This window comes from Streptomyces mabaensis (assembly GCF_053763515.1).
This window is the reverse complement of sequence record NZ_JBSOPZ010000054.1, coordinates 1-25,183: the sequence shown is the minus strand read 5'-3', so window position 1 is coordinate 25,183 and position 25,183 is coordinate 1. Positions and strand designations below refer to the sequence as shown.

Here is a 25,183-nt window from a genome sequence, read left to right as displayed (position 1 = left end):
CCCTTGGATGCGGAGCTGCATCGCAAGGCGCCGGAGTGCCCTAATAGCGGAGCTATTCGGGCATTTCGGCAACGCGGCGAGGTGCCGTGCCAGACGTCGTGGCCCCGGCCAAGATCCGCCGGACAGGCCCTAAGGCCTCTCGTTTGGATCTTGCCGGGGGGACCGCCGTCCGGGGGCCCGCGCGGGTGAAGGGGGCGGGGCCCGTCGCACACCGGGCCCCGGACCTCGTATGGTCGTGTCCGTGTTGGAGGAGATGCGGATACGGTCGCTCGGGGTCATCGACGACGCGGTGGTAGAGCTGTCGCCCGGTTTCACCGCGGTGACCGGCGAGACCGGCGCGGGCAAGACCATGGTCGTGACCAGCCTCGGGCTGCTGCTCGGCGGCCGTGCCGACCCCGCCCTGGTACGGATGGGGGCCAAGGCCGCCGTCGTCGAGGGCAGGATCACCGTGCCGCCGGACGCGCCCGCCGCCGTACGCGCGGAGGAGGCCGGCGCCGAACTCGACGACGGGGCGTTGCTGATCAGCCGTACCGTCTCCGCGGAGGGGCGTTCGCGCGCCCACCTCGGCGGGCGGTCCGTGCCGGTGGGGCTGCTCGGTGAGCTGGCCGACGACCTCGTCGCCGTACACGGGCAGACCGACCAGCAGGGCCTGCTGCGGCCCGCCCGGCAGCGGCAGGCGCTGGACCGGTACGCGGGAGACGCGGTGGCCGTCCCGCACGCCAAGTACGCGGCGGCCCACCGGCGGCTGCGGGCGGTGGCCACGGAGCTGGACGAGCTGACCACGCGGGCCCGCGAGCGGGCTCAGGAGGCCGATCTGCTGCGCTTCGGGCTCGACGAGGTCGCGGGGGTCGAGCCGCTGCCCGGAGAGGACGTGGAGCTCGCGGCGGAGGCGGAGCGGCTCGGCCACGCCGAGGCGCTGGCGTCGGCCGCGGCCGTCGCGCACGCCGCGCTGGCGGGCAACCCGGAGGACCCGGAGAGTGTCGACGCGACCACGCTGGTCGCGGGCGCGCACCGGGCGGTGGAGGCCGTACGCTCCCACGACGCCGCCCTCGCCGCGCTCGCCGACCGGATCGGTGAGATCGGCATCCTGCTCGGGGACATCGCCGGCGAACTGGCCGGGTACGCGGACAACCTGGACGCCGATCCGCTGCGGCTCGCGGCGGTGGAGGAGCGGCGGGCGGCCCTGACGCAACTGACCCGGAAGTACGGGCAGGACATCGCCGCCGTACTGGCGTGGGCGGAACAGGGCGCCGCGCGGCTCACCGAGCTGGACGGCGACGACGACCGGATCGGTGAGCTGACCGCGGAGCGGGATGCGCTGCGCGGTGAACTGTCCGGCCTGGCTCAGGCGTTGACCGATGCCCGGACGGAGGCGGCGGCGCGTTTCGCGGACGCCGTCACCGCGGAGCTGGCGTCGCTCGCCATGCCGCACGCCCGCGTCACGATCGACATCCGGCAGCACGACGATCCGGACGGCATCGAGGTCGGCGGCCGGCTCGTCGCCTACGGCACGTCGGGGGCCGACGAGGTCGAGCTGCTGCTCGCCCCGCATCCGGGCGCCCAGCCGCGGCCCATCGCCAAGGGCGCCTCGGGGGGCGAGCTGTCCCGGGTGATGCTCGCCGTGGAGGTGGTCTTCGCGGGCTCGGACCCGGTGCCGACGTATCTCTTCGACGAGGTGGACGCGGGCGTGGGCGGCAAGGCGGCCGTCGAGGTCGGCCGGCGGCTGGCGAAGCTCGCCAAGTCCGCGCAGGTCGTGGTGGTCACGCACCTGCCGCAGGTCGCGGCCTTCGCGGACCGGCAGCTGCTGGTCGAGAAGACGAACGACGGGTCGGTCACGCGCAGTGGCGTGACGGTCCTGGAGGGCGAGGACCGGGTGCGCGAGCTCTCGCGGATGCTGGCCGGCCAGGAGGACTCCGAGACGGCACGCGCGCACGCGGAGGAACTACTGGCGGCGGCCCGCGCGGACGCGGCGACTCCCTAACCCCCGCAAGCCCCCACCCGCACGGGCGCGACGGCATCGGCGGGTGGTGCGCCCACCTCGCCCGGCATGGCCCGGCCGCCCCGGCGGACCGCCCGTCCGACGCGGTGACGGTTCGCTGGCGTGGTGCATCCCGCGAGCATGGTCCGGATCCTGTCCGGCGGTGCCAGCAGCCAGGCGTGCAGCGCTCACCCCGGCGGACTCAAGCCCGCGACCCCGGGGCGGGTGGCGCGCGCATAGGGTGGGCCGTATGGCAGCCGGGCACCGTATCCGCTTCAGCAGAACCGCCGTGTTCGGCACGACAGTTGGCGTCACCCGCAGCGGATACGCCGCGCTGCGCCGACGGCCGCCCGGCGGAGCCGCGCGATGGCGGCGGAAGAACTACGCGGGGCGCGTCGTCGATCTCCTCGCCGGACCCGCGGCCGCGGTGGGTGCCGCGGCGGGGGTGGCAGCGGCACCCGGCGTCCCCGCCCGGGCCCGCGGTGCCGCGGTGCTCGCCGTGCTGGCCGGCGGGGCCTGTGGCGCGTACGACGACCTGGCCGGAGCGGACGATCCGCGGCGCGGCTTCCGGGCGCATCTGTCCGCCCTGCGCGCGGGGGAAGTGACCAGCGGTGCGGTCAAGCTCTTCGGGATCGGCGGCGCCGGGCTCGTGGCGGGTGCGCTGCTCGGGGACCGGGCTGTCGACAAGCTCCTGGCGGGCGTCGTGATCGCGGGCACCGCCCATCTCGTCAACCTGGTGGACGTACGTCCGGGAGCGGCGGCCGGGGCCGTCCTCGCGATCGGCGCGCCGGTGCTGCTGAAGGGCGGCGCGGCGGGAACGTTCGCCGCCGCGCCCATGGGTGCCGCGGCCGCGGTCGCCGCCGACGATCTCGGCGAGCGCACGATGATCGGTGACGTCGGCGCGCACGCGCTGGGAGCGGCTCTGGGCGTCGCCGTCGTCGCGGGCAACGGCCGGGCCGGGGTCGCCGCGTATGCGGTGGGCGTCGTCGCGGCGGCCGTGTATGGGGACAAGGTCAGCCGTACGGTGGCGCGTTGGGGGATGACTCACCCGTGTGAGTGATCCGGGAGCTGCCGTGGTGGCCACCGGTGGGGGATCCTCCCCATGGCGGTGCCGGAACGGGCGTACGTACTGGCATCCTTGGCGGCAGCGGCATGCCGCACTTCTGCCGGCCCGCTCGTCCTCCCCGTTCCGTCCGAGCACCGTCCGACGCCCGACTCAGGAGCTCCGCCCACGTGAGCAGCACCCCGGTCCCGCCGTACGGCAAGGCGCCGTTGCGTACTGTCCAAGTACTGGGCGGGGGCAGCGCGGGCAGTTGCGCGCACGTCAGGTCGCTGGCCTCGGGGCTGGCCGCGAGGGGTCTGCGGGTGACGGTGTGCGCCCCGGCCGAGGCCGATCGCGCCTACGACTTCATCGGGGCGGGCGCCCACTTCAGCCCCGTCCCGCGGCGCAGCGATCCGGCCGCGGTGGCCGCGCTGCGCACGGTGTGCGCCGCGGCGGACGTCGTGCACGCGCACGGGCTGCACGCGGCGGTGCGGGCCGCCCTCGCGCTCGGCGGCCGGCCGGTTCCGCTCGTGGTCACCTGGCACACGCGAGCGCACGCCGAGGGCGCGCGGGGACACCTCACGCGCCTGCTGGAGCGGCGGGTGGCCAGGGCCTCGGCTGTCGTACTGGGTACGTCGTCCGACCTGGTGGACCGGGCGCGCCGTCGGGGAGCGCGCGATGCGCGGCTCGCGCCGGTCACGGTGCCGGCGCGCCGGGAGCCGCTCGGCAATGCCGCGTCGGACAAGGCCAGGGCGGAACTGGGCGCGGTCGGGCGCCCGTTGCTGATGGCGGTCGGCAGCCTGGTGCCGCACCGGGGGTACGCGACGTTGCTGGACGCGGCCCGGCAGTGGCGGAGCCTGGACCCCGTTCCGCTGCTCGTCATCGCGGGGGAGGGGCCGCAGCGGGGGGCGCTGCAGCGCCGTATCGAGGCCGAAGCGCTGCCGGTCCGGCTGATCGGGCGCCGCGATGACGCGGCCGAACTGCTGGCCGCCGCCGATGTCGCGCTGCTGCCCAGCCGCTGGGAGGCGCGCTCGCTGCTGGCGCAGGAGGCGCTGCGCGCGGGCGTCCCGCTGGTCGCCACCGCGGTGGGCGGCGTCCCGGAACTCGTGGGTGACGCGGCGGAGCTCGTCCCGTACGGGGACGCGGAGGCGTTCGCGCACGCGGTGAAACGGCTGCTGGCGGATCCGGCGCGCAGAAGCGAACTCGCGGCGGCGGGACGCGTGCAGGCGGCGGGCTGGCCGACGGAGGACGACACGGTCGCGCAGGTCCTGGCGGTCTACGACGAACTGACGGAACGCAGAGGCTAGGCCCAAGCCGCCGGGTGGCCGCTTCGTGTCAAGCGGAGGGGGCGGGGCGCGGAGGGGTGTTGTCCTGGACGTAGGAGCGTGATTTGTGGCGCGTGGTGCCGGGTCGGACACTGTGCGGCTGAACGCGCCGTAAATCATGCAGTCCAGGACGGCACCCCGGAGCGACCCGCCCCCGGCACCGCCCCCGCCGCGCCACCCCCGCCCGGTATGCAAGCGCCGGGGTCCCAGCGACCGCCCGTCAGGGCGTATGGCGACGGGCTCTCAGGGCCAGGCTCAGGGCCAGGACCGTCTGCGGGTCGTCCAGGTCCGTGCCCAGGAGTTCCGATATGCGGGCCAGCCGGTTGTACAGCGTCTGGCGGTTCAGGTGCAGCTCGCGCGCCGTCTCCGCCTTGCGGCCCGCGTGGGCCAGGTACGTCTCCAGGGTCGGGAGCAACGGCGGGCGGGACGCGCGGTCATGGGCCCGCAAGGGCCCGATCGCGCGGTCCACGAACGCCGCCAGATCCGGATGCTCCCGCAGCCGCCACAGCAGCAGGTCGATGTCCAGCCGCCGCGCGTCGTACCAGGGCCGGTCCACCAGCCCCTGCGCGGCCGTCGCCGTCTCCGCCGCGTGCCGCAGTCCCGCGCTCGCCGCCGCCCAGCCGCCCGCGACGCCCACGACCACCACCGGCGGGTGCCCGCCCGCCCGCTCCAGGGCGGCCCGTTCCACCCCCGCCCGCAGCGCCGCCGCGACCCGGTCCGCCACCGCCGTACGTTCGGACTCGGACCGCAGGCCGAGCAGCAGCGGCACGCGCCCCTCGACCGGGCGCACGCCCAGCAGTACCGGCACCCCGACCGAGGACAGCTCCTCCAGCACCGCCCGGGCCAGCACCGCCCAGTTGCCGGTCGGCGACAGCTCGGCCGCGAGCCGCATCACCACCGGCAGCAGTGGTCCGTCGCCCGGCTTGAAGCCGAGCACCCGGGCCTGCGCGGGCGCGTCCTCCGCGGCGATCCGGCCCTCGGCCAGATCGGTCAGGAAGTCGCCCCGGCCCCGCGCCGCGAGCTCCTCCTCCTGGCGTGCCTGCATCAGGACGACGGCCAGAATGCCCGCCGCCCGCTCCGCCGCGATCCGGTGCACCGGCAGCAGCGGCGACGACACGGCCAGCAGGACGATCCGGGCCCGTACCGCCCCGGTCCCGTGGCCACCGCCCGGCACATCCACCAGCACCGCGTTCGCCGGCGGGCCGTCCTCGCGTGCCTCCCGCTGGCCGCGCAGCCCCTCCCACATCTCCAGCGGATCGGCGAGCGCCGGTTCCGCACCGCCCGCGCCGGCCGCCGCGTACAGCAGCTGCCCGTCGGGCGTCTCGAGAAAGACCGGGTCGCCGGTGAAGTCGGCGAGGATGCCCAGCACCTGGGGGATCCCACCGCCGCCGAGCAGCGCCTGCGTACACCGGAGGTGGACCTCCTCGGCCTGCTGGAGCAGGGCGTAGTGCCCGTTGACGATCTCGGTGTGGACCTCTTCGGTCACCGTCACGAAGGGCACCTCGCGGTGCAGTTGCACCAGCGGCAGCCCGGCCGCCCGCGCGGTCTCCACGATCGCCACCGGCAGCCGGCTGAACCGTGGACCCAGTTCCACCACGAGTGCCGCGATGCCCCGGTCGGCGAGCCTGCGTACGAAGGCGCGCTGTTCGGCCGGCCGGGTGCCGAGTCCCAGTCCGGTGGTGAGCAGCAGTTCGCCGCCCTTCAGCAGCGAGGCGATGTTCGGGACCTCGCCCGCGTGCACCCACCGCACCGTACGGTTCAGTCGGTCCGACGCGGCCATGACCTCCGGCAGCCCGCTGCGCAGCCCGGGCAGTTCGAGTGCCCGCTGCACGGTGATTCCGCCGCCCTGTGTGTCCAAGGATTCGCCTCGTGGGGTGTCTCGCCGGTCGGTACGGCGTGGTGTGCGTGGGTACGCGTGAGTACGCCGGGACGCTACCTGGGCGAATGTTCCGGGAACAACCTCATCGTGGCCTGATGTTGTGGTTGCGACTGAACACATTGTCGGGGTCGTAGTGCGCCTTGACCGCGGCGAGGCGCGCGTAGTTCTCCGGGCCGAATCCGGCCACCACCCGCTGCTCGCCCTCGTCCCCGATGAAGTTGAGGTAGACCGCGCCCGAGGACCACTGCCGTACCTCGGCCCGTACATCGCGCACCCACCGCCGGCCCCGCTCGTCGTCGGCCGCGTCCTCCCAGAGGCCGAAGGGGTGCACGACCCACGGCGACGTACGCCAGGGCACCGGGTAGCCGGCCCCGGCGTCCGCCAGCGCGCCGCCCTGGGGGAACAGCACGTGCTGGGAGGCAGAGGGAACGATCATGCTGTCGGCCGCGGCGCAGAACCGTTCGACGGCCTCGTCCGGGAAGGAGTCGAGGTACTCGGCCGACCAGTAGTTGCGCAGGCCCGGCGGGTCGTCGAGCATGCACTGCAGGTCGGCGTAGGGCATCTCGGCGATCACCTCCGCCTCGGGGCCCAGCGCGAGCAGCGGTGCGGCCGCCTTGCGGGCCTCCGCCTCCGGCCCCGCGTAGGTGATCAGCACCAGGAAGACCAGCCGGCCCACCATGTGCTCCGGCAGGAACTCCTCCGGCGGGCCGGTCAGGTAGATGAAGCCGCCGCCCACCTCGTCCGGGGCGGACTCCAGGACGTCGCGGTACGTACGCAGCACCCCGGGCCCCGCCTCCGCCTGCCACAGCAGCATCATGACCGCCACCGTGCCGAGGGGGTGCAGCCGCAGGGTGAGGGAGGTGGCCACGCCGAAGTTGCCGCCTCCGCCGTGCAGCGCCCAGAACAGCTCCGGGTTCTCCTCGTCGCTCGCCCGCACGTGCTCCCCGGCGGCGGTCACGAGATCGACGGCGAGCAGGTTGTCGCAGGCCAGCCCGAACTTGCGGTCGAGCCAGCCGGTGCCGCCGCCCAGGGTGAAGCCGCCGACTCCGGTGGTGGAGACCCGCCCGCCGGTGGTGGCCAGTCTGAACGGCTCGGTGGCCCGGTCCAGGTGGCTCATGGTGGCGCCGCCTCCGACGTGGGCCCTGCGGGTGTCGGGGTTGACGCTCACCGCGTGCATCCGCCGCAGATCGACGACCAGCCCGTCGTCGACGAGTGCCTGGCCCGAGACGCTGTGCCCGCCGCCGCGTACCGCGATCGGCAGTCCGAGGTCCCGTCCGAACCGGATGGCGGTGGCCACATCGGCGTCGGTCTCGCACTGGGCGATGACCGCGGGCCGCCGGTCGATCATGCTGTTGAAGAGCGCGCGCGCCTCGTCGTACCCCGTGTCGTCAGGGGTGAAGGCGTCGCCGGAGAGGGTCTCGCGCAGGCGGTCCAGAGCAGGGGCGGCGATGACGGGGGGAGCCATGATGCCCCCTTCCGAGGGGCGACAGGACCTGTTCATCGTAATGCGGACGGTCCTGCCGCGCCCTTCGCGAGCCGCGAGCCGTCAGCCCCCAGTCCCAGCCCCCCCGCCCCAGCCGTCAGCCCCAGCTCTCAGCCCCCGTACGCGCCGCTGGCCGTCAGCCGCAGCGCCGTGTCGATCAGCGGGACATGGCTGAAGGCCTGCGGGAAGTTCCCGACCTGGCGCTGCAGCCGCGGATCCCACTCCTCCGCGAGCAGGCCCAGGTCGTTGCGGAGCGAGAGCAGCTTCTCGAACAGCCGGCGCGCCTCGTCGACCCGCCCGATCATCGCCAGGTCGTCGGCGAGCCAGAACGAACACGCGAGGAAGGCTCCCTCGTCTCCCTCCAGACCGTCCACGCCGGCCTCGTCGCCCGCAGTCGGATAGCGCAGGACGAAACCGTCCGAGGTGGACAGCTCGCGCTGGATCGCCTCGATGGTGCCGATGACCCGCTTGTCGTCCGGCGGCAGAAAGCCCATCTGCGGGATGAGCAGCAGGGACGCGTCCAGCTCCTTCGACCCGTAGGACTGGGTGAAGGTGTTGCGCTCCTTGTCGTAGCCCTTCTCGCAGACGTCGCGGTGGATGTCGTCGCGCAGCTCGCGCCACCGCTCCAGCGGCCCGTCCGCGTCCCCGGACTCGATCAGCTTGATCGTGCGGTCGACGGCGACCCACGCCATCACCTTGGAGTGCACGAAGTGGCGGCGCGGGCCGCGCACCTCCCAGATCCCCTCGTCGGGCTGGTCCCAGTGCTTCTCCAGGTAGCGGATCAGCTTGAGCTGGAGCAGCGAGGCGTAGTCGTTGCGGGTCAGTCCGGTCATATGGGCCAGGTGCAGCGCCTCGGTGACCTCGCCGTACACGTCGAGCTGGAGCTGGTGCGCCGCGCCGTTGCCGACCCGGACCGGCGCCGAGTTCTCGTAGCCGGGCAGCCAGTCGAGCTCCGCCTCGCCCAGCTCCCGCTCGCCCGCGATCCCGTACATGATCTGCAGGTTCTCCGGGTCGCCGGCGACCGCGCGCAGCAGCCACTCGCGCCAGGCGCGCGCCTCCTCGCGGTATCCGGTGCGCAGCAGCGAGGACAGCGTGATCGCCGCGTCGCGCAGCCAGGTGTAGCGGTAGTCCCAGTTGCGTACGCCGCCGATCTCCTCCGGCAGCGAGGTCGTCGGCGCCGCGACGATCCCGCCCGTCGGGGCGTACGTGAGCGCCTTGAGGGTGATCAGCGAGCGGATCACCGCCTCACGGTACGGACCGTGGTACGTGCAGTGCTCGACCCAGTCGCGCCAGAAGTCCGAGGTCGCCTCCAGCGAGCCCTCGGGATCGGGCAGCGCGGGCGGCTCCTTGTGGGAGGGCTGCCAGCTGATCGTGAAGGCCAGCCGCTCGCCCGGGGCGACGGTGAAGTCCGAGTACGTGGTGAGGTCCTTGCCGTACGTCTCGGTCGGGCTGTCCAGCCACACCGAGTCGGGACCGGCGACGGCGACCGTACGCACGTCCACCTTGTGCACCCAGGGCACCACACGCCCGTAGCTGAAACGCATCCGCAGGGCCGAGCGCATCGGCACCCGGCCGCTGACTCCCTCGACGATGCGGATCAGCTGCGGCGCGCCGTCACGCGGCGGCATGAAATCGGTCACCCTGACCGTGCCGCGCGGGGTGTCCCACTCCGATTCGAGGATCAGCGAGTCGCCGACGTAGCGGCGGCGGTCGGCGCGCGGCGGCTCGGTGCCGGGGGCATATGCCGGGCCCATCCGCCAGAAGCCGTGTTCCTCCGTGCCGAGGAGACCCGCGAAGACGGCATGGGAGTCGAAGCGGGGCAGGCACAGCCAGTCGGCCGTGCCGTCCCGGCAGACCAGGGCAGCGGTCTGCATGTCTCCGATGAGTGCGTAATCCTCGATGCGCCCGGCCACGTGCATCTCCAGTCGAACGGCCACGTCGCCCCTTCGGGGCGCTTACTGCGGCGCCCCGAAGGACGCTCTCTGCGGTCAAGGGTCGTTGACGAGCTCTTGTTCCGGGCGGGCGGGGTGGTGCCTTTTGCCGGCCTGCTCGGCAGCGAGTGTCCGAGCAGGATACGACGCAGCGTGATGATCCGCGGCACGGTCTTGACAATGCGACTACTCCGAACGGGTGAGCCAAGGGTGATGAGATGCCGGACGAGTGCCCAGCGTGACCGCCACGACGCGGGCCGTGGCGGCGCGCGGCCGGAAGCGTCCCGTCCCGCTCGCTGATACCCTGGTACCCCGTGGACCGGTGGCCGCCTGTGACTTTTCACAAGGCCCCGAAACCGCAGCGACGGCACCTCCCGTAACCGGGCCGGCAGCCGGACCGCACCTCACCTCGCGACCACGGGAGCCCCCTCTTGGCGATGCCGCCCGCTGCTTTTCGAAACAGCACAGCCATGACGACCAAGCACATCTTCGTCACCGGGGGTGTCGCTTCCTCCCTCGGCAAGGGCCTCACGGCCTCCAGCCTGGGTGCGCTGCTGAAGGCGCGGGGCCTGCGGGTCACCATGCAGAAGCTCGACCCGTACCTGAACGTGGACCCGGGGACGATGAACCCGTTCCAGCACGGTGAGGTGTTCGTCACCAACGACGGCGCCGAGACCGACCTGGACATCGGCCACTACGAGCGCTTCCTCGACGTCGACCTCGACGGCTCGGCCAACGTCACCACCGGTCAGGTGTACTCCACGGTCATCGCCAAGGAGCGCAGGGGTGAGTACCTGGGCGACACCGTGCAGGTCATCCCGCACATCACCAACGAGATCAAGCACCGCATCCGGCGCATGGCGACCGAGGACGTCGACGTCGTCATCACCGAGGTCGGCGGCACGGTCGGCGACATCGAGTCGCTGCCGTTCCTGGAGACCGTCCGCCAGGTCCGTCACGAGGTCGGCCGGGACAACGTCTTCGTCGTGCACATCTCGCTGCTGCCCTACATCGGCCCGTCCGGTGAGCTGAAGACCAAGCCCACCCAGCACTCGGTCGCCGCGCTGCGCAACATCGGTATCCAGCCGGACGCGATCGTGCTGCGCGCGGACCGTGACGTTCCCACCTCCATCAAGCGCAAGATCTCGCTGATGTGCGACGTCGACGAGGCTGCTGTCGTCGCCGCCATCGACGCCAAGTCGATCTACGACATCCCGAAGGTGCTGCACACCGAGGGCCTGGACGCATACGTCGTGCGCAAGCTCGACCTGCCGTTCCGCGATGTCGACTGGACCACCTGGGACGACCTGCTGGACCGGGTCCACAACCCCGACCACGAGGTCACCGTCGCGCTCGTCGGCAAGTACATCGACCTGCCCGACGCCTATCTCTCGGTCACCGAGGCCATGCGCGCCGGCGGCTTCGCGAACAAGGCCCGCGTCAAGGTCAAGTGGGTCGCCTCCGACGACTGCAAGACCCCGGCCGGGGCGGCCAAGCAGCTCGGCGACTGCGACGCGGTCCTCATCCCCGGCGGCTTCGGCGACCGCGGCGTGAACGGCAAGGTCGGCGCGATCACGTACGCCCGTGAGAACAAGGTGCCGCTGCTGGGGCTGTGCCTGGGCCTGCAGTGCATCGTCATCGAGGCGGCGCGGAACCTGGCGGACATCCCCGACGCCAACTCCACCGAGTTCGACGCGGCGACCGCCCACCCGGTCATCTCCACGATGGAGGAGCAGCTCGCCTTCGTCGAGGGCGCCGGCGACCTCGGCGGCACCATGCGGCTCGGCCTGTACCCGGCGAAGCTCGCCGAGGGCTCGATCGTGCGCGAGGTGTACGCGGACCAGCCGTACGTCGAGGAGCGGCATCGCCACCGCTACGAGGTCAACAACGCCTACCGCGCGGAGCTGGAGAAGAAGGCGGGCATCCTCTTCTCCGGCACCTCCCCCGACAACAAGCTCGTCGAGTACGTCGAGTACCCCCGCGAGGTGCACCCCTACCTGGTCGCCACCCAGGCTCACCCGGAGCTGCGGTCCCGCCCGACCCGCCCCCACCCGCTGTTCGCGGGTCTGGTGAAGGCGGCCGTCGAGCGGCAGCAGAGTGTGGGCCGGAAGGACAAGTAACACCAGGCGATACGGTTGACCGGGGTACGGGCCCGCACGGACCCGTACCCCGGTTTTCTGCATGTGGGAGGACGTTTTCATGACGATCAAGGACACCGCCGCGCAGTGGCGGGTCACCGCGACGGCGACGCCCTTCACGGGCAACAAGACCAGCGTCCGCACGGACGACGTGGTCATGCCCGACGGTGCGGTCGTCCGCCGCGACTACCAGGTCCATCCCGGTTCGGTGGCCGTCCTCGCCCTCGACGACGAGGGCCGTGTCGTCGTGCTGAACCAGTACCGGCACCCGGTACGCCAGAAGCTGTGGGAGATCCCGGCCGGCCTGCTCGACGTACCGGGGGAGAACCCGTTGCACGCCGCGCAGCGCGAGCTGTACGAGGAGGCGCACGTCAAGGCCGAGGACTGGCGGGTGCTGGCCGACGTCTACACCACGCCGGGCGGCTGCGACGAGGCGGTACGGATCTTCCTCGCCCGCGATCTGTCGGTGGCGGAGGGCGAGCGTTTCGAGGTCGCGGAGGAGGAGGCCGACATGGAGCTGGCCCGGGTGCCGCTGTCCGACCTCGTCCGGGGTGTCCTCGCCGGCGAGCTGCACAACAACTGCCTGGTGGTGGGTGTCCTCTCGCTCAGCGCGGCACTGGCGGGCGACGGCGTGGACGCGCTGCGCCCGGCGGAGGCGCCGTGGCCGGCCCGGCCGTTCGAGGCATGACCCACGGATATCCGTATGAGTGGGTGATCTGACGATCGGTTGATCCGATCGGGGGATGTGCCCGCCCCGCTCTGCCTGCTCTGCCCGGTTCGTCGCTCTGCGTGAACTACGCTCGGAATTCCCCGACCGGGGTCCCGGCGGGCTCGTGCTGGCGGACGGGAGCGTGGCCGTGACGGATCAGGCGGTGGACACCAACGGCCCGGAGGCGGTGTCGCCCGCGCCCGGTGCGGTGAGTGCCGCCGCCGGCAAGGGTGCGCGCCGCGAGACCGGGGACGGGGCGGGGCCGGGCGAGCGGCCGTCCGGTGGGGAGATCCCGGATTTCTACGGGCGGCGGCGGGAGCTGCAGGCCCTGCGCGCCGACATCGAGCGGGCCGGGCTCGACACGATCTCCGGGCGCAAGGCTCCCCGGGCCCGGGTACTGCTCATCGCTGGGCGGCCCGGTTCGGGGCGGACCGCCCTCGCCGAGGAACTCGCCGGGCAGCTGGCCGGCGACTACGTGGACGGCGTGCTGTACGCCCGGCTGACCGACCCCGGCGGGGAACCGGTACCCACCGAGCGCACCGCCCGCGAGCTGCTCGACGCCCTCGACGTCACCGCACCGGCCGGCGCCGGGGAGGACGAGCTCGCCGCATCGCTGCGTCAGGCGCTCGCCACCCGCAAGGTGCTGCTTCTCCTCGACGACGCGGCCGACGCCGAGCAGGTCGACCTGGTGCTCCCCGACAACCCCGAGTGCCTGGTCGTGGCCACCGCGCAGGGCCCGCTGACCGGCATCCCCGATGTCCGGCCGTGCACGCTCGGCGGCCTGGACACCGCGGCCGCCGTGGAGATGCTGAGCCGTTACGCCGGTTCGGTCCGCGTCAAGGTCGACCCGCGCGCCGCCGAGGGGCTCGCCGAGGAGTGCGCCGGCCAGCCCGCCGCCCTGGCACTGGCCGGCGGCTGGCTCGCCGCCCGGCCCAAGGCCTCGGTCGCGGACGTGGCCGCACAACTGCGCGCCCTGCCGTCCGGTCACGGACCCGTCGGGCGCGCCTTCCGGTTCGCGTACGAGAGCCTGGTGCCGCCCGCCGCCCGGATCCTGCGCCTCCTCGCGCTGGCACCCGCCGGCATCGTCGACGCGCACACCGCGTCCGCCCTCGCGGGCTGCTCCGTCCCGGCGGCCGGCTCCACCCTGGAGGACTTCACCGCCCTCGGGCTGCTGCGGCCGGCCGGGTCGACCCCGCCGCTGTACCAGGTGCCCGGCTGCCTCGCGCCGCTGATCGAGGCCGCGCTGGAGGCGCACGAGCGCCCGGCCGAGGCGCAGCTCGCCCGGGCCCGGATGCTGGAGCGGAACGTACGGCTGCTGCAGTCCTGCCGGGCGACCACCGAGCCGGACGGATCGGCCGCCCGCAGAAAGATCGCCGGGCTGCCCCGCGCCCTGCGCTTCCCGAACCAGCGGGTGGCCGCGGACTGGCTGCGGACCCGCCAGCCCGCGCTGCTGGCCTCGGCGACGGCGGCCGTGGCCGACGGAGGGCTCGACACCCTGGCGCGCCGACTGGTGTCCGCCCTGGTCAGGGCGCTGGCCGCACACCGGGGAACCGAGGCCGCCGCTCCCGAGCTGTACGGGCTGCACCGGCTGGTCCTCGATGTGGCCGAGCGGCGCGAGCTGCACCGCGAGCGGGCTGCGGCCCTGCTGAATCTGGCCGACCTGGACGCGCAGACCGGGCGTACGCACGAGGCGCTGGCCCGCTACCGGGCCGCGCTGGACGCGGGACGGGCGGCGAACGACCCGTACGCGACCGGTCGCGCGATGGAATCCGTAGGGGGTGCGTACCAGGAGCTGGAGGACTGGCAGCGGGCCGCCGACTGGTACGGCCGGGCGCTCACCCAGCGGCTGGCCCGGGGGGAGCGGGCCGACGAGGCCCGGCTGTACGGACGGCTCGGCACCGTGCACACCTACGCGGGCCGCTACGGCGAGGCGCTGCGCGACTGGCGCGCCTCCGCGGCCGGGCATCGCAAACTCGGCGATCTGGCGGGTCACGCAAGGGCATTGAGCGAGATGGCGCGGGTCCAGGAGTACGCGGGCCGGCCCAACGAGTCGCTGTACACCTGCCGGCAGGCGGTGGATCTGGCGCGGCGGGCCGAGGACGTGCGCCTTCAGGCCGCGCTCCAGCTGCGGCTGGCCGACACACTCGACCGGCTGGGCGACCCGGCGGCGGCCCGGCTGCACCGTGCCGCGGCGGAAAGACTGCTGGTAGACGAGCCCACAGCCTGCGAAATCCGTAGCGATATCGCTGAGGATTGATGCTTTGTAAGGCTAGACAGCGAGAAATCCTTCATTAGACTGGCTCTGCCGCGTGTTCCTGCGGTGTATCCCGATGTGCCGTCGCGCATCCGGGTATGTATGGAATTGCCCCTGTAAGTTCTCTGAGCCAAGGACCGTGATCGACGTGAAGGTCGGCATCCCCCGCGAGGTCAAGAACAACGAGTTCCGGGTGGCCCTCACCCCCCCCGGCGTGCATGAGCTCGTCCGTAACGGCCACCAGGTCTTCGTCGAGCAGAACGCCGGCGTCGGCTCCTCGATCATGGACGACGAGTACGTCTCCGCCGGTGCGCAGATCCTCGGCACCGCCGACGAGGTCTGGGCCACCGCCGACCTGCTGCTGAAGGTCAAGGAGCCCATCGCCGAGGAGTACCACCGTCTCCGCAAGGACCAGACGCTCTTCACCTACCTGCATCTGGCCGCGTCCCGCGAGTGCACGGACGCGCTGCTGGAGTCCGGCACCACCGCCATCGCGTACGAGACGGTGGAGACCGCGAACCGCGCGCTCCCGCTGCTCGCCCCGATGTCCGAGGTGGCCGGCCGTATCGCCCCGCAGGTCGGCGCGTACCACCTGATGCGCTCGGCCGGCGGCCGCGGTGTGCTCCCGGGCGGCGTCCCCGGCACGCAGGCGTCGAAGGCCGTGGTCATCGGCGGCGGTGTCTCCGGCTGGAACGCCGCGCAGATCGCCATCGGCATGGGCTTCCACGTCACGCTGCTCGACCGTGACATCAACAAGCTGCGCGAGGCGGACAAGATCTTCGGCACGAAGATCCAGACGATCATGTCCAACGCCTTCGAGCTGGAGAAGGCGGTCCTCGAGGCCGACCTCGTGATCGGCGCGGTTCTCATCCCGGGTGCGAAGGCCCCGAAGCTGGTCACCAACGAGCTCGTCTCCCGGATGAAGCCCGGAAGTGTACTTGTCGACATTGCGATCGACCAGGGTGGCTGCTTCGAGGACTCGCGTCCGACCACTCACGCCGAGCCGACCTTCCAGGTCCACAACTCGGTGTTCTACTGCGTCGCCAACATGCCCGGCGCGGTCCCGAACACGTCCACCTACGCGCTGACCAACGCCACGCTTCCTTACATCGTGTCGCTGGCCAACAACGGCTGGGTCGAGGCGCTGCGCCGTGACCCCGCGCTCGCCAAGGGTCTCAACACCCATGAGGGCCAGGTCGTTTACGGTCCGGTTGCCGAGGCGCACGGCCTCGAGACGGTCGAACTGCACACCCTGCTCGGCTGACGCGTCAACACGCACCGTCAACCTCGCGCATCCGGCCGGACCTTGCCTGACAAGGTCCGGCCGGATGCGTATCGGGACACTTTGCGAGGCTCGCTCAACTCGCCTCGAACGTAACCCTTTAACCGTTTCGCACACCCGCGAAACTTCGCAGTGCCTGGCCGTACACCCTTGACAGAGGGGTGTTCGGTTGCCGACACATCGCGCCGGGTCCGGCGGATTGTGTTGCTGCGGACCGGTGACACGCCATAGAGTCGCCAACCGTCGGCATGGTGCCACGCTGACCTATCGATAAGTTTCCTGGTCACGTCCAAGGAGGTAAGACGACTTGTGAATGAGTCGACATTTACTCCCGGGGGTGGTCAACCAGGCATTCCTGCGCGGGGCCAGGGCTCCGGCGGGCTCGAGGCTGTCGGCTCCGTCGCTGTCCGCACCTTCGCCAACCACCAGCACATGACGACAGCCCCCCAGATGATGGACGGCCACCACGTGAACGCCATGGCCGGCGACCGGAGCGGCCGAGAGCCCACCGGCCTCGCCGACTACCAGGAAGTGCCCGAGGGCCACTTCTACGACCCCGACGCCGAGTACGAGCCCGATCCCGAGTACGCGGCCACCCTCGCCCCCGACGCGGCCCGTCAGCGCCGCGAGCGGATCGGCCCGACCGGACGGCCGCTGCCGTACTTCCCGATCCCGGGCCCGCTGACCGACCACGGTCCGGCGAAGATCATCGCGATGTGCAACCAGAAGGGCGGCGTCGGCAAGACGACGTCCACCATCAACCTGGGTGCCGCGCTCGCCGAGTACGGACGCCGGGTGCTGCTCGTCGACTTCGACCCGCAGGGAGCGCTCTCGGTGGGCCTCGGCGTCAACCCGATGGAGCTCGACCTCACCGTCTACAACCTGCTCATGGAGCGGGGCATGTCGGCCGACGAGGTCCTGCTGAAGACCGCCGTGCCCAACATGGACCTGCTGCCGAGCAATATCGACCTCTCGGCCGCGGAAGTTCAGCTGGTGAGCGAGGTGGCGCGGGAGTCGACGCTGCAGCGCGCGCTGAAGCCGCTGATGGCCGACTACGACTACATCGTGATCGACTGTCAGCCCTCGCTCGGCCTGCTGACGGTGAACGCCCTGACGGCGGCTCACAAGGTGATCGTGCCGCTGGAGTGCGAGTTCTTCGCGCTGCGCGGTGTGGCGCTGCTGACCGAGACGATCGAGAAGGTCCAGGAGCGGCTGAACCCCGAGCTGGAGCTCGACGGGATCCTGGCCACCATGTACGACTCCCGTACGGTGCACAGCCGTGAGGTGCTGGCGCGGGTCGTCGAGGCCTTCGACGACCACGTCTACCACACGGTGATCGGCCGGACCGTGCGCTTTCCGGAGACCACGGTCGCCGGTGAGCCCATCACCACGTACGCCTCCAACTCCGTCGGCGCCGCCGCCTATCGCCAGCTCGCCAGGGAGGTGCTCGCCCGGTGTCACGCCGAGTGAGTCTTCCGGGGGCCGACGAACTGTTCCGTACGACCGGGGGGATGGCGCTTCAGTCGTCCTCGCCGCGACGTCCGGTGAACGGCGAGGCGAGGGTCCCGGCGCCGGCCGGCGAGAGCGATCCCTCGCCGGAGCCGGCGGCGGTGGAGAGCGGCGAGGACGCTGAACACTCCGCCGCGGAGGCCGACTCCGGCGAACCGCGCAGCAGGGCGGGGGACGCGGCGCAGGCGGCCGCGTCTGCGCGCCGCCCGCAGGAAGGTTCAGGCACGCGGCCCGCGTCCGCTCCGGCGGCGGCCGCCGGTGCGCCGGCCGGCGGGCAGCAGCGCCGCCGGGGGCGGGGGGCGAACCGCCGGCCCAGCGGCCGTGAACGGCACGACGAGAAGATCACGGTCTATGTCTCCGCCGAGGAACTGATGGACCTCGAGCACGCGCGGCTGGTCCTGCGCGGTGAGCACGGCCTCGCTGTCGACCGCGGGCGGATCGTCCGCGAGGCGGTCGCCGTCGTTCTGGCGGACCTGGAGTCGCGCGGCGACGCGAGCATCCTCGTGCGGCGCCTGCGCGGGCGCTGACCGGAGTCTCTCCCGGTAGCCTGCCCGCCTAGGCCCTGTCTTTTGGATCTTGCCGGGCTCGCGGGGTCTGGCACCGCACCTCGCTGCGTTGTCGTCAGTCGCCAGGGCTCCGCCATGGCTCCTTCCTCCGCCTTGCGATGCACGGCACCAGACCCCGCTCCCTGATCCGGCCTGATCCAAAAGACAGGGCCTAGCCCCCGCACCCTGGACCGAGATGCCCCAGCCCGACGACCCCGCCTCCGCCCAGCCCTCCCGCGCGCCGCGCCGCAGCCTGGGCCGAGGCCCGGGCACGGCCCCGCCGCAGGAGGACCCGCCCCCCAGCCCCCGCCCAGCCCCGGCTGTGGAGCCGGCCCCCGAGCTGGGACCCGCCGCGGCGCCCGCGCCGGGCCGGGCGGCGGAGGCCGCCCCCGCCTCGGGGGCGGGCCCCGGCGTGGGGGATTCGTTCCCCGGTCCCGCCTCTTCCTCAAACCCGGAAGCAGTCCCCGGCCCTCCTGAGCCGTCTGCCGGGCTTCGCCCGCTGGCGGGCGCAGCCGCGGACGTGGCTACCGAGCCGGAGCCCGACCCTGCCCCGAACCGGGGCGCGGAGCCGCCCCCCGAGCCGGAACCGGCCGAGGCGCCCGCGCCGGGCCGGGCGGCGGATGCTGCCCCCACCCCGGGGGCGGGCCCCGGCGTGGGGGATTCGTTCCCCGGTCTCGCCTCTTTCCCAAACCCGGGGGCAGCCTCTGGCCCTCCTGAGCCGTCTGCCGGGCTTCGCCCGCTGACGGGCGCAGCCGCGGACGTGGCTACCGAGCCGGAGCCCGACCCTGCCCCGAACCGGGGCGCGGAGCCGGGACCCGCCGCGGGCGGCTTCGAGGCGCGCCTGGGTCTCGGGCCGGGCGGCGGAGCCGCCTCGGCTTCGGGCCGGGGGGCCGGGGGCCTGCCCCCGGTTTCGGGAAGGGGCGGGGTGGGGGAAGAACCGCCTCCCGTCGGGGACGGGCGGTTCACTGTCCGGTTGGCCAACTTCGAGGGCCCCTTCGATCTGCTGCTGCAGCTGATCTCCAAGCACAAGCTGGACGTGACGGAAGTCGCACTGTCCAAGGTCACCGACGAGTTCATGGCGCACATCCGCGCCATGGGCGCCGACTGGGATCTCGACCAGACCACCGAGTTCCTCGTCGTCGCCGCGACGCTGCTCGACCTGAAGGCCGCCCGGCTGCTGCCCGCCGCCGAGGTCGAGGACGAGGCGGACCTCGCCCTCCTCGAGGCCCGGGACCTGCTCTTCGCGCGGCTGCTGCAGTACCGCGCGTACAAGCAGATCGCGGACATCTTCAACGGACGGCTGGACGCCGAGGGCAAGCGGTATCCGCGGACCGTCGGGCTGGAGCCGCACCACGCCGAGCTGCTGCCCGAGGTCGTCATCAGCATCGGCGCCGAGGGCTTCGCCAAGCTCGCCGTGAAGGCGATGCAGCCCCGGGCCAAGCCGCAGGTGTACGTCGACCACATCCACGCGCCGCTGGTCAGCGTGCGCGAGCAGGCCGACGTCGTCGTCGCACGGCTGCGCGAGCACGGGGAGGCCAGCTTCCGTACGCTCACCGAGGACGCGCCGGACACCCTCACCGTCGTGGCACGCTTCCTCGCCCTGCTGGAGCTCTACCGCGAGAAGGCCGTCGTCCTCGACCAGGAGGAGGCCCTCGGCCCGCTCATGGTCCGCTGGACCGGCGGCGACGGGCCGCAGCCGGCCGTGACGGACGAGTTCGATCAAGAAGTTCCGCAGGACGGGAACGAGAACAAGAACAAGAACGGCAACGAGAACAAGAACCAGAAGGAGAGGTCGTGAGCGAGGAGAGCACCAGCACCCCAGCCGCCGCCCCCGCCGGGGCAAGCGCGGTCGCCGCGCTCGACCTCAAGCCGGCCCTCGAAGCGGTGCTCATGGTCGTGGACGAGCCCGCCACCGAGGCGCATCTCGCGAAGATCCTGGACCGCCCGCGCCGCGAGGTCGCGGACGCCCTGCGCGAACTGTCCGACGAGTACACCGTGCAGGGCCGCGGCTTCGACCTGCGGCTCATCGCCGGCGGGTGGCGTTTCTACACCCGGCCCGAGTACGCCGAGGCCGTCGAGGGCTTCGTGCTCGACGGCCAGCAGGCCAGGCTCACCCAGGCCGCACTGGAGACCCTGGCCGTCGTCGCGTACCGCCAGCCGGTGAGCCGTTCCCGGGTCTCCGCCGTACGCGGAGTGAACTGCGACGGCGTGATGCGGACCCTCCTCCAGCGCGGTCTGGTCGAGGAGGCGGGCACGGAACCCGAAACAGGTGCGATCCTGTACAGGACGACGAACTACTTCTTGGAGCGAATGGGCCTGCGTGGCCTGGACGAGCTCCCGGAGCTCGCGCCCTTCCTTCCGGAGGCGGACGCGATCGAGGCCGAGACGCAGGAAGGTGTTCCGTCGTTCGATCCGGACGCACCGGACACCGAAGCAGACGACAAGACGGAACTTTGATGCGAAGCAGCGGCAGGAACAGCGGAAGCGGCAACCGGGACCAGCGGGGTGCGGGCTCCGGGCGCGACGGGCGTCGCGGCGGGCGCGACGACAAGCAGAAGCGCGCGGACCGCCCCCGTCCCGAGGAGCGCCGCTACGACGTGGGCGGACCGGGCGACAAGCCGGCGGGGCAGGGCCGCGGCGCGGCCGCCCGCGGCGGCGCCAAGGGCGGGCCCAAGGCACCCGCCGCCGGCAAGAGCGGCGCCCCCCGCCGCGCCGGCGGCGGACGTCCGCAGAGCGGCCCGGCGCGCCCGCGCGAGCTGGACGCCCGGATCGAGGAGCGCAACCGGGAGCGCCACAACAAGCCGCAGGTCAAGACCCCCAAGACGTTCCCCGGCGCCGAGCAGGAGGGCGAGCGGCTGCAGAAGGTCCTCGCCCGGGCCGGCATGGGCTCGCGGCGGGCGTGCGAGGAGCTGATCGAGCAGGCCCGGGTCGAGGTCAACGGCGAGATCGTCCTCGAACAGGGCAAGCGGGTCGACCCGGAGAAGGACGAGATCAAGGTGGACGGCCTCACCGTCGCCACCCAGTCGTACCTGTTCTTCGCGCTGAACAAGCCGGCCGGTGTCGTCTCCACCATGGAGGACCCGGACGGGCGCCAGTGCCTCGGCGACTACGTCACCAACCGGGAGACCCGGCTCTTCCACGTCGGCCGGCTCGACACCGAGACCGAGGGCATCATCCTGCTCACCAACCACGGCGAGCTGGCCCACCGGCTGACCCACCCCAAGTACGGCGTCAAGAAGACCTACCTCGCCGCCATCCAGGGCCCGCTCCCGCGCGACCTGGGCAAGCAGCTGAAGAACGGCATCCCGCTGGAGGACGGCTACGCGCGCGCCGACCACTTCCGGGTCGTCGAGAACACCGGCAAGAACTACCTCGTCGAGGTCTCCCTCCACGAAGGCCGCAAGCACATCGTCCGCCGGATGCTGTCGGAGGCCGGCTTCCCGGTCGACAAGCTGGTACGGACGCACTTCGGGCCGATCCCGCTGGGCGACCAGAAGTCCGGCTGGCTGCGCCGCCTCACCAACACCGAGGTGGGCATGCTGATGCGCGAGGTCGGTCTGTAGACCTCCCAGCCGTACACCGCCCGGAAGGCGGCAGACCCGCGGCCGGTCCCTGGTAACAGGGGACCGGCCGCGGGCTTTTGTCTCTTGTGGTGGCCGCTCCGCGCCCTTTATAGTCACAGTGACCATTAAGGAGGCCGGTGTGGACCGACTTCATCACCCTTGCCGAGTACGGCTGGTGGACCTGGACCCACGGGGGTGGACCAGGTTCGTCCGTCCTCCCGGTGCGCCGCACCTCGCGCACCGAGTGGATCCGGCCGGCCCCGGCGGGGGTGGTGGGGACGCCGAAGGCCGGCACCTCACCGACCCCCTGCCGGAGCGACGATGAACACCCGTGACCCCCGCCCGCCCGAAGGCTACGACCCGCACGCCTTCGAGCCGTTCGCGGTGACCGTCGACCTCGCCGTCTTCACCGTCCGGGGCGGCCGGCTGCACGTCCTGCTCATCCGGCGCGGACAGGACCCGTACGCCGGCGCCTGGGCGCTGCCCGGCGGCTTCGTCCTGCCCAGGGAGTCCGCGGAGACGGCCGCCCGGCGCGAACTCGCCGAGGAGACCGGCCTGTCGGAGCGGACCGCGGCCGCACTCCACCTGGAGCAGCTGCGCACCTACAGCGAGCCGGACCGGGACCCCCGGATGCGGGTCGTCTCCGTCGCGTACACCGCACTCGTACCCGACCTGCCCGAGCCGCGCGGCGGTGGGGACGCGGCCCACGCGCAGTGGGTGCCCGCCGACGCGGACGAGCGCCTCGCCTTCGACCACGACCGGATCCTCGCCGACGCCCGGGGGCGCATCGGCGCGAAGCTGGAGTACACCTGCCTGGCGACCTCCTTCTGCCCGCCCGAGTTCACCCTCGGCGAGCTCCAGCAGGTGTACGAGACGGTCTGGGGCACCGCGCTCGACCGCCCCAACTTCCGGCGCAAGGTCCTGACCACCCCAGGATTCGTCGAACAGGTGGCGGGAGCCGCGCGGCTCACCGGCGGGCGGGGCAAGCCCGCCGCGCTCTACCGCGCCGGCCCCGCCACCGCCCTGCACCCACCTCTGCTGCGCCCGGAAGGACGGCCCCAATGAACGGCAAGAACGGCAAGAACGGCAAGAACGGCATGCACGGCACCCTGACCCGTACCAAGCAGGCAGCCACCGGCTCCCTGATCGGACTCGCCTTCGGCGACGCGCTCGGGTTCCCCACCGAGTTCAGCGATGTGCCGTCCATCCTGGGCAAGTTCGGGCCGTGGCGGGAGATGGACCTGCCGAAGCCGGCGATCGTCACGGACGACACGCAGATGACGCTCGCGCTGGCGCAGGGCATGCGCACCGCCATGGACCGCGGAGTGCTCGCACCACTGCGGATGGCCCGTCCGGTGCGCGAGGAGTTCGTCAACTGGTATCACTCGCCCGAGAACAACCGCGCGCCCGGCCGCACCTGCATGGTCGCCTGCCGGCTGCTGGACAGCGACCGGCCCTGGCAGGAAGCGAGCCAGGTCGGCTCCAAGGGCTGCGGCGCCAACATGCGGGTCGCGCCGGTCGGGCTCGCCCCCGCGCTGAGCGAGGAACAGCGCGCGGGCGCCGCGCAGCTCCAGTCCGCGCTGACCCACGGCCACCCGACGGCCCTGGCCGCGAGCGACCTCACGGCGCGGGCGGTGTTCCTGCTCGCCCAGGGCGCGGAGCCGACCGGACTGGTCGGGCAGCTCCGCTCGTACGCGCTGGAGAACCGCACCCGGTACCACGAGCGCTGGCTCGGCGACCTCTGGACGTACGCGCACGACGCCTCGCCCGAAGTCTTCATCTCGCGTGGCTGGGACGAGTGCCTGACGGCCCTGGACCGTCTGGCCCAGGCCCTGCGTACGCCGTCACCCGAGACCGACCCGTGCCTGGCGACGGGGGAGGGCTGGATCGCCGAGGAGGCGCTCGCCACCGGGCTGCTGTGCTTCCTGCTCTTCCCGGAGGAGCCGGTTACCGCCCTGCGCAGGGCCGCCTGCACGAAGGGCGACTCCGACTCGATCGCGTGCCTGGCGGGCGCCTTCGCGGGCGCGCATCTGGGCGCGGGGGCCTGGCCGAGGGAGTGGGAGGCGCGTATCGAGTACCGGAGCGACCTGCTGTCGCTCGGAGCGCTCTGGGACGCGTGACCTGCCGCGACCGGCGGGCCGGGAGCGCCCGTACCGACACCGACGGCTCTGCCCGAGATGCGCCGCGCGCAATAGTGATCAGACTTGTTCTCATGGCAGAGCAACGTCGCGCGCGGGTCCGCACTTCGGCAACGGCGACCGCCCGCCGTGCCTCCTCCGCACGAGGGCCGGAGGGGGCGGCTCGGGCTGCCTGCCGACGGCTCGAGGAACTGATTGCCCATCCCGCGGAGGGCGCGTCGGCCGTGAGCCGTACGGATGACGGATGGTGCGTGGTCGTGGACGTCCTGGAGGTCCCGCGGATTCCCGACACGACAAGCCTGCTCGCCGCGTACGAGGTGCAGCTCGACCGCGACGGCGAGCTCATGGAGTACCGCAGGGTCCGCCGCTATCGACGGGGTTCGGCCGACGAGTGACCTTTCCCCGACCAGCTGAGAGGACGACCCCATGCCCACGACCACCTACGCCGACGAGGGCGCGTGCCCGCCGCGCGCCGGCACGTTGTACGACGTGCTGGAACTGATCCTCGACCGGGGAATGGTGATCGACGTGTTCGTCCGGGTCTCCCTGGTCGGCATCGAGATCCTCAAGATCGACGCGCGCATCGTGGTGGCCAGTGTGGACACCTACCTGCGGTTCGCGGAGGCGTGCAACCGGCTGGACCTGGAGCGCGACTCGGGGAGCACCACCATCCCGGAGCTGCTGGGCGGTACCGCCGCCAAGTCGATCGGCAAGCGCAAGGTCAAGCGAGCCGCGGAGTCCGTGAGTTCCTCGGTGCGCAAGGCGGTCGGTGGCTCCGACGAGGAGGGGGAGGAACCGGACGAGGCGGAGCGGGAACGGCCGAGGCGCCGGGCCCCGGCACGCACCGGGAGCAGTCGCCGCCGAAGCGTGGAGGCGTGAGCCGGCCGTGACAGACACCAGCCGCTACGTCTACGCCATCATCCGCACGGCGGGTCCACTGCCGACGGACACCGTAGGCGTGGGCAGCCCTCCTGCCGCGCTGCGCGTGATCCGGCAGGGGCCGGTCGCCGCCGTCGTCAGTGATGTGCCCCCGAAGCTGCGGGCCCGGCGGCGTGACCTGCTCGCGCACCAGGCTCTCCTGATGCGCCTGGCTGAGGACGGGCCGGTGCTCCCCATGCGGTTCGGGGTGGTCGCCCCGGACGAGCGGAGTGTGAGCGAGCAGCTGACGGCGTCCCGCCTTCGGTATCTCGCGGCGCTCGAGCAGCTCGACGGCCGGGTCGAGCTCAATGTCAAGGCGCTACCGGCGCAGAACGCGCTGGCCGCCCTCGTCGCGCAGGACAAGGACGTTCGACGGCTCCGGGAGGAAGTGCACCGGCAGCCGGGGTATCACTGTCGGCGTACGGCCTTAGCTCCCCAGTTGTGTACAGACGAACGTCCCCAGACGTCAGGCCACTTCGGTCTCTCGCT

At 72.5% G+C, this 25,183-nt stretch carries 20 protein-coding genes and 1 pseudogene; 18 read left to right on the top strand and 3 right to left on the bottom strand.

The window, feature by feature from the left end; all coding sequences use genetic code 11:
• Window positions 1-229 precede the first annotated feature (229 nt).
• From recN to ACWV17_RS31615, 3 genes are all read left to right on the top strand, one after another.
• A complete protein-coding gene (gene recN, locus ACWV17_RS31625) occupies window positions 230-1,981 on the top strand; it encodes a DNA repair protein RecN (protein WP_455362370.1) in 1,752 nt (583 codons plus the stop codon).
• Window positions 1,982-2,228: 247 nt separating this feature from the next.
• Window positions 2,229-3,038, top strand: coding sequence for a hypothetical protein (locus ACWV17_RS31620; RefSeq protein ID WP_455362369.1), 810 nt, complete (start codon window positions 2,229-2,231; stop codon window positions 3,036-3,038).
• 173 nt (window positions 3,039-3,211) lie between these two features.
• Entirely contained in the window at window positions 3,212-4,327 is a 1,116-nt protein-coding gene (locus ACWV17_RS31615; protein WP_455362368.1) for a glycosyltransferase family 4 protein, read from the top strand.
• A 238-nt stretch (window positions 4,328-4,565) separates the two neighbouring features.
• Here the strand turns inward: ACWV17_RS31615 and ACWV17_RS31610 are convergent, their stop codons facing one another.
• The 3 genes from ACWV17_RS31610 to ACWV17_RS31600 form a co-directional block, all read right to left on the bottom strand.
• Window positions 4,566-6,203 (bottom strand): PucR family transcriptional regulator, encoded by a 1,638-nt coding sequence (locus tag ACWV17_RS31610; RefSeq protein ID WP_455357231.1) that lies wholly within the window; start codon window positions 6,201-6,203, stop codon window positions 4,566-4,568.
• A 103-nt stretch (window positions 6,204-6,306) separates the two neighbouring features.
• Entirely contained in the window at window positions 6,307-7,689 is a 1,383-nt protein-coding gene (locus ACWV17_RS31605; RefSeq protein WP_455362367.1) for an FAD-binding oxidoreductase, read from the bottom strand.
• A 128-nt stretch (window positions 7,690-7,817) separates the two neighbouring features.
• On the bottom strand, window positions 7,818-9,620 hold the full coding sequence (locus ACWV17_RS31600; protein ID WP_455362381.1) for a glycoside hydrolase family 15 protein: 1,803 nt from the start codon (window positions 9,618-9,620) through the stop codon (window positions 7,818-7,820).
• A gap of 455 nt (window positions 9,621-10,075) precedes the next feature.
• Between ACWV17_RS31600 and ACWV17_RS31595 the strand changes: the two genes are divergently transcribed.
• From ACWV17_RS31595 to ACWV17_RS31525, 15 genes and pseudogenes are all read left to right on the top strand, one after another.
• Window positions 10,076-11,758 carry a CTP synthase gene (locus tag ACWV17_RS31595; protein WP_455357242.1) on the top strand — a complete coding sequence of 561 codons (1,683 nt, stop codon included), beginning with the start codon at window positions 10,076-10,078 and terminating at the stop codon, window positions 11,756-11,758.
• 79 nt (window positions 11,759-11,837) lie between these two features.
• On the top strand, window positions 11,838-12,464 hold the full coding sequence (locus tag ACWV17_RS31590) for an NUDIX domain-containing protein (protein WP_455357233.1): 627 nt from the start codon (window positions 11,838-11,840) through the stop codon (window positions 12,462-12,464).
• Between the two features lie 169 nt (window positions 12,465-12,633).
• Window positions 12,634-14,742 carry a tetratricopeptide repeat protein gene (locus ACWV17_RS31585; protein ID WP_455362366.1) on the top strand — a complete coding sequence of 703 codons (2,109 nt, stop codon included), beginning with the start codon at window positions 12,634-12,636 and terminating at the stop codon, window positions 14,740-14,742.
• 145 nt (window positions 14,743-14,887) lie between these two features.
• A complete protein-coding gene (gene ald / locus ACWV17_RS31580; RefSeq protein ID WP_455357243.1) occupies window positions 14,888-16,003 on the top strand; it encodes an alanine dehydrogenase in 1,116 nt (371 codons plus the stop codon).
• A gap of 471 nt (window positions 16,004-16,474) precedes the next feature.
• Window positions 16,475-17,491, top strand: a complete 1,017-nt coding sequence (locus ACWV17_RS31575; RefSeq protein WP_455362380.1) for a ParA family protein — start codon at window positions 16,475-16,477, stop codon at window positions 17,489-17,491.
• Window positions 17,488-18,057: a hypothetical protein gene (locus ACWV17_RS31570; protein WP_455362379.1), complete on the top strand. Its 570-nt coding sequence runs from the start codon at window positions 17,488-17,490 to the stop codon at window positions 18,055-18,057. The genes ACWV17_RS31575 and ACWV17_RS31570 overlap by 4 nt, the downstream gene beginning before the upstream one ends.
• Before the next feature lie 517 nt (window positions 18,058-18,574).
• Window positions 18,575-19,873, top strand: coding sequence for a segregation/condensation protein A (locus tag ACWV17_RS31565; RefSeq protein ID WP_455362378.1), 1,299 nt, complete (start codon window positions 18,575-18,577; stop codon window positions 19,871-19,873).
• Window positions 19,870-20,532 (top strand): SMC-Scp complex subunit ScpB, encoded by a 663-nt coding sequence (gene scpB / locus ACWV17_RS31560; protein WP_455357236.1) that lies wholly within the window; start codon window positions 19,870-19,872, stop codon window positions 20,530-20,532. The genes ACWV17_RS31565 and scpB overlap by 4 nt, the downstream gene beginning before the upstream one ends.
• Entirely contained in the window at window positions 20,532-21,638 is a 1,107-nt protein-coding gene (locus ACWV17_RS31555; protein ID WP_455357237.1) for a pseudouridine synthase, read from the top strand. The genes scpB and ACWV17_RS31555 overlap by 1 nt, the downstream gene beginning before the upstream one ends.
• 149 nt (window positions 21,639-21,787) lie before the next feature.
• Window positions 21,788-21,919 (top strand): annotated as a pseudogene (locus tag ACWV17_RS31550) (nicotinamide riboside transporter PnuC); the annotation flags it as partial.
• A 40-nt stretch (window positions 21,920-21,959) separates the two neighbouring features.
• A complete protein-coding gene (locus ACWV17_RS31545) occupies window positions 21,960-22,703 on the top strand; it encodes an NUDIX hydrolase (RefSeq protein WP_455357238.1) in 744 nt (247 codons plus the stop codon).
• Window positions 22,700-23,758 carry an ADP-ribosylglycohydrolase family protein gene (locus ACWV17_RS31540; protein WP_455362365.1) on the top strand — a complete coding sequence of 353 codons (1,059 nt, stop codon included), beginning with the start codon at window positions 22,700-22,702 and terminating at the stop codon, window positions 23,756-23,758. Before ACWV17_RS31545 ends, ACWV17_RS31540 begins: the two co-directional genes overlap by 4 nt.
• 92 nt (window positions 23,759-23,850) lie before the next feature.
• A complete protein-coding gene (locus ACWV17_RS31535) occupies window positions 23,851-24,171 on the top strand; it encodes a gas vesicle protein GvpO (protein WP_455354589.1) in 321 nt (106 codons plus the stop codon).
• 31 nt (window positions 24,172-24,202) lie between these two features.
• Complete coding sequence (gvpJ, locus tag ACWV17_RS31530; RefSeq protein WP_455362364.1) at window positions 24,203-24,655, top strand: gas vesicle protein GvpJ; 453 nt, start codon at window positions 24,203-24,205, stop codon at window positions 24,653-24,655.
• Between the two features lie 7 nt (window positions 24,656-24,662).
• Window positions 24,663-25,183: GvpL/GvpF family gas vesicle protein (locus tag ACWV17_RS31525; RefSeq protein ID WP_455362363.1), on the top strand; the 521-nt coding region annotated here is incomplete at its 3' end.

Bases quoted from the DNA above. Each gene is read 5' to 3' on its own strand.
- ACWV17_RS31575 (WP_455362380.1), top strand. From the start codon at position 16,475: ATGGACGGCCACCACGTGAACGCCATGGCCGGCGACCGGAGCGGCCGA.
- ACWV17_RS31590 (WP_455357233.1), top strand. From the start codon at position 11,838: ATGACGATCAAGGACACCGCCGCGCAGTGGCGGGTCACCGCGACGGCG.
- gvpJ (WP_455362364.1), top strand. From the start codon at position 24,203: ATGCCCACGACCACCTACGCCGACGAGGGCGCGTGCCCGCCGCGCGCC.
- recN (WP_455362370.1), top strand. From the start codon at position 230: ATGGTCGTGTCCGTGTTGGAGGAGATGCGGATACGGTCGCTCGGGGTC.
- ACWV17_RS31540 (WP_455362365.1), top strand. From the start codon at position 22,700: ATGAACGGCAAGAACGGCAAGAACGGCAAGAACGGCATGCACGGCACC.
- ACWV17_RS31620 (WP_455362369.1), top strand. From the start codon at position 2,229: ATGGCAGCCGGGCACCGTATCCGCTTCAGCAGAACCGCCGTGTTCGGC.
- ACWV17_RS31535 (WP_455354589.1), top strand. From the start codon at position 23,851: ATGGCAGAGCAACGTCGCGCGCGGGTCCGCACTTCGGCAACGGCGACC.
- ACWV17_RS31555 (WP_455357237.1), top strand. From the start codon at position 20,532: ATGCGAAGCAGCGGCAGGAACAGCGGAAGCGGCAACCGGGACCAGCGG.
- ACWV17_RS31545 (WP_455357238.1), top strand. From the start codon at position 21,960: ATGAACACCCGTGACCCCCGCCCGCCCGAAGGCTACGACCCGCACGCC.
- ACWV17_RS31595 (WP_455357242.1), top strand. From the start codon at position 10,076: ATGCCGCCCGCTGCTTTTCGAAACAGCACAGCCATGACGACCAAGCAC.
- ACWV17_RS31605 (WP_455362367.1), bottom strand. From the start codon at position 7,689: ATGGCTCCCCCCGTCATCGCCGCCCCTGCTCTGGACCGCCTGCGCGAG.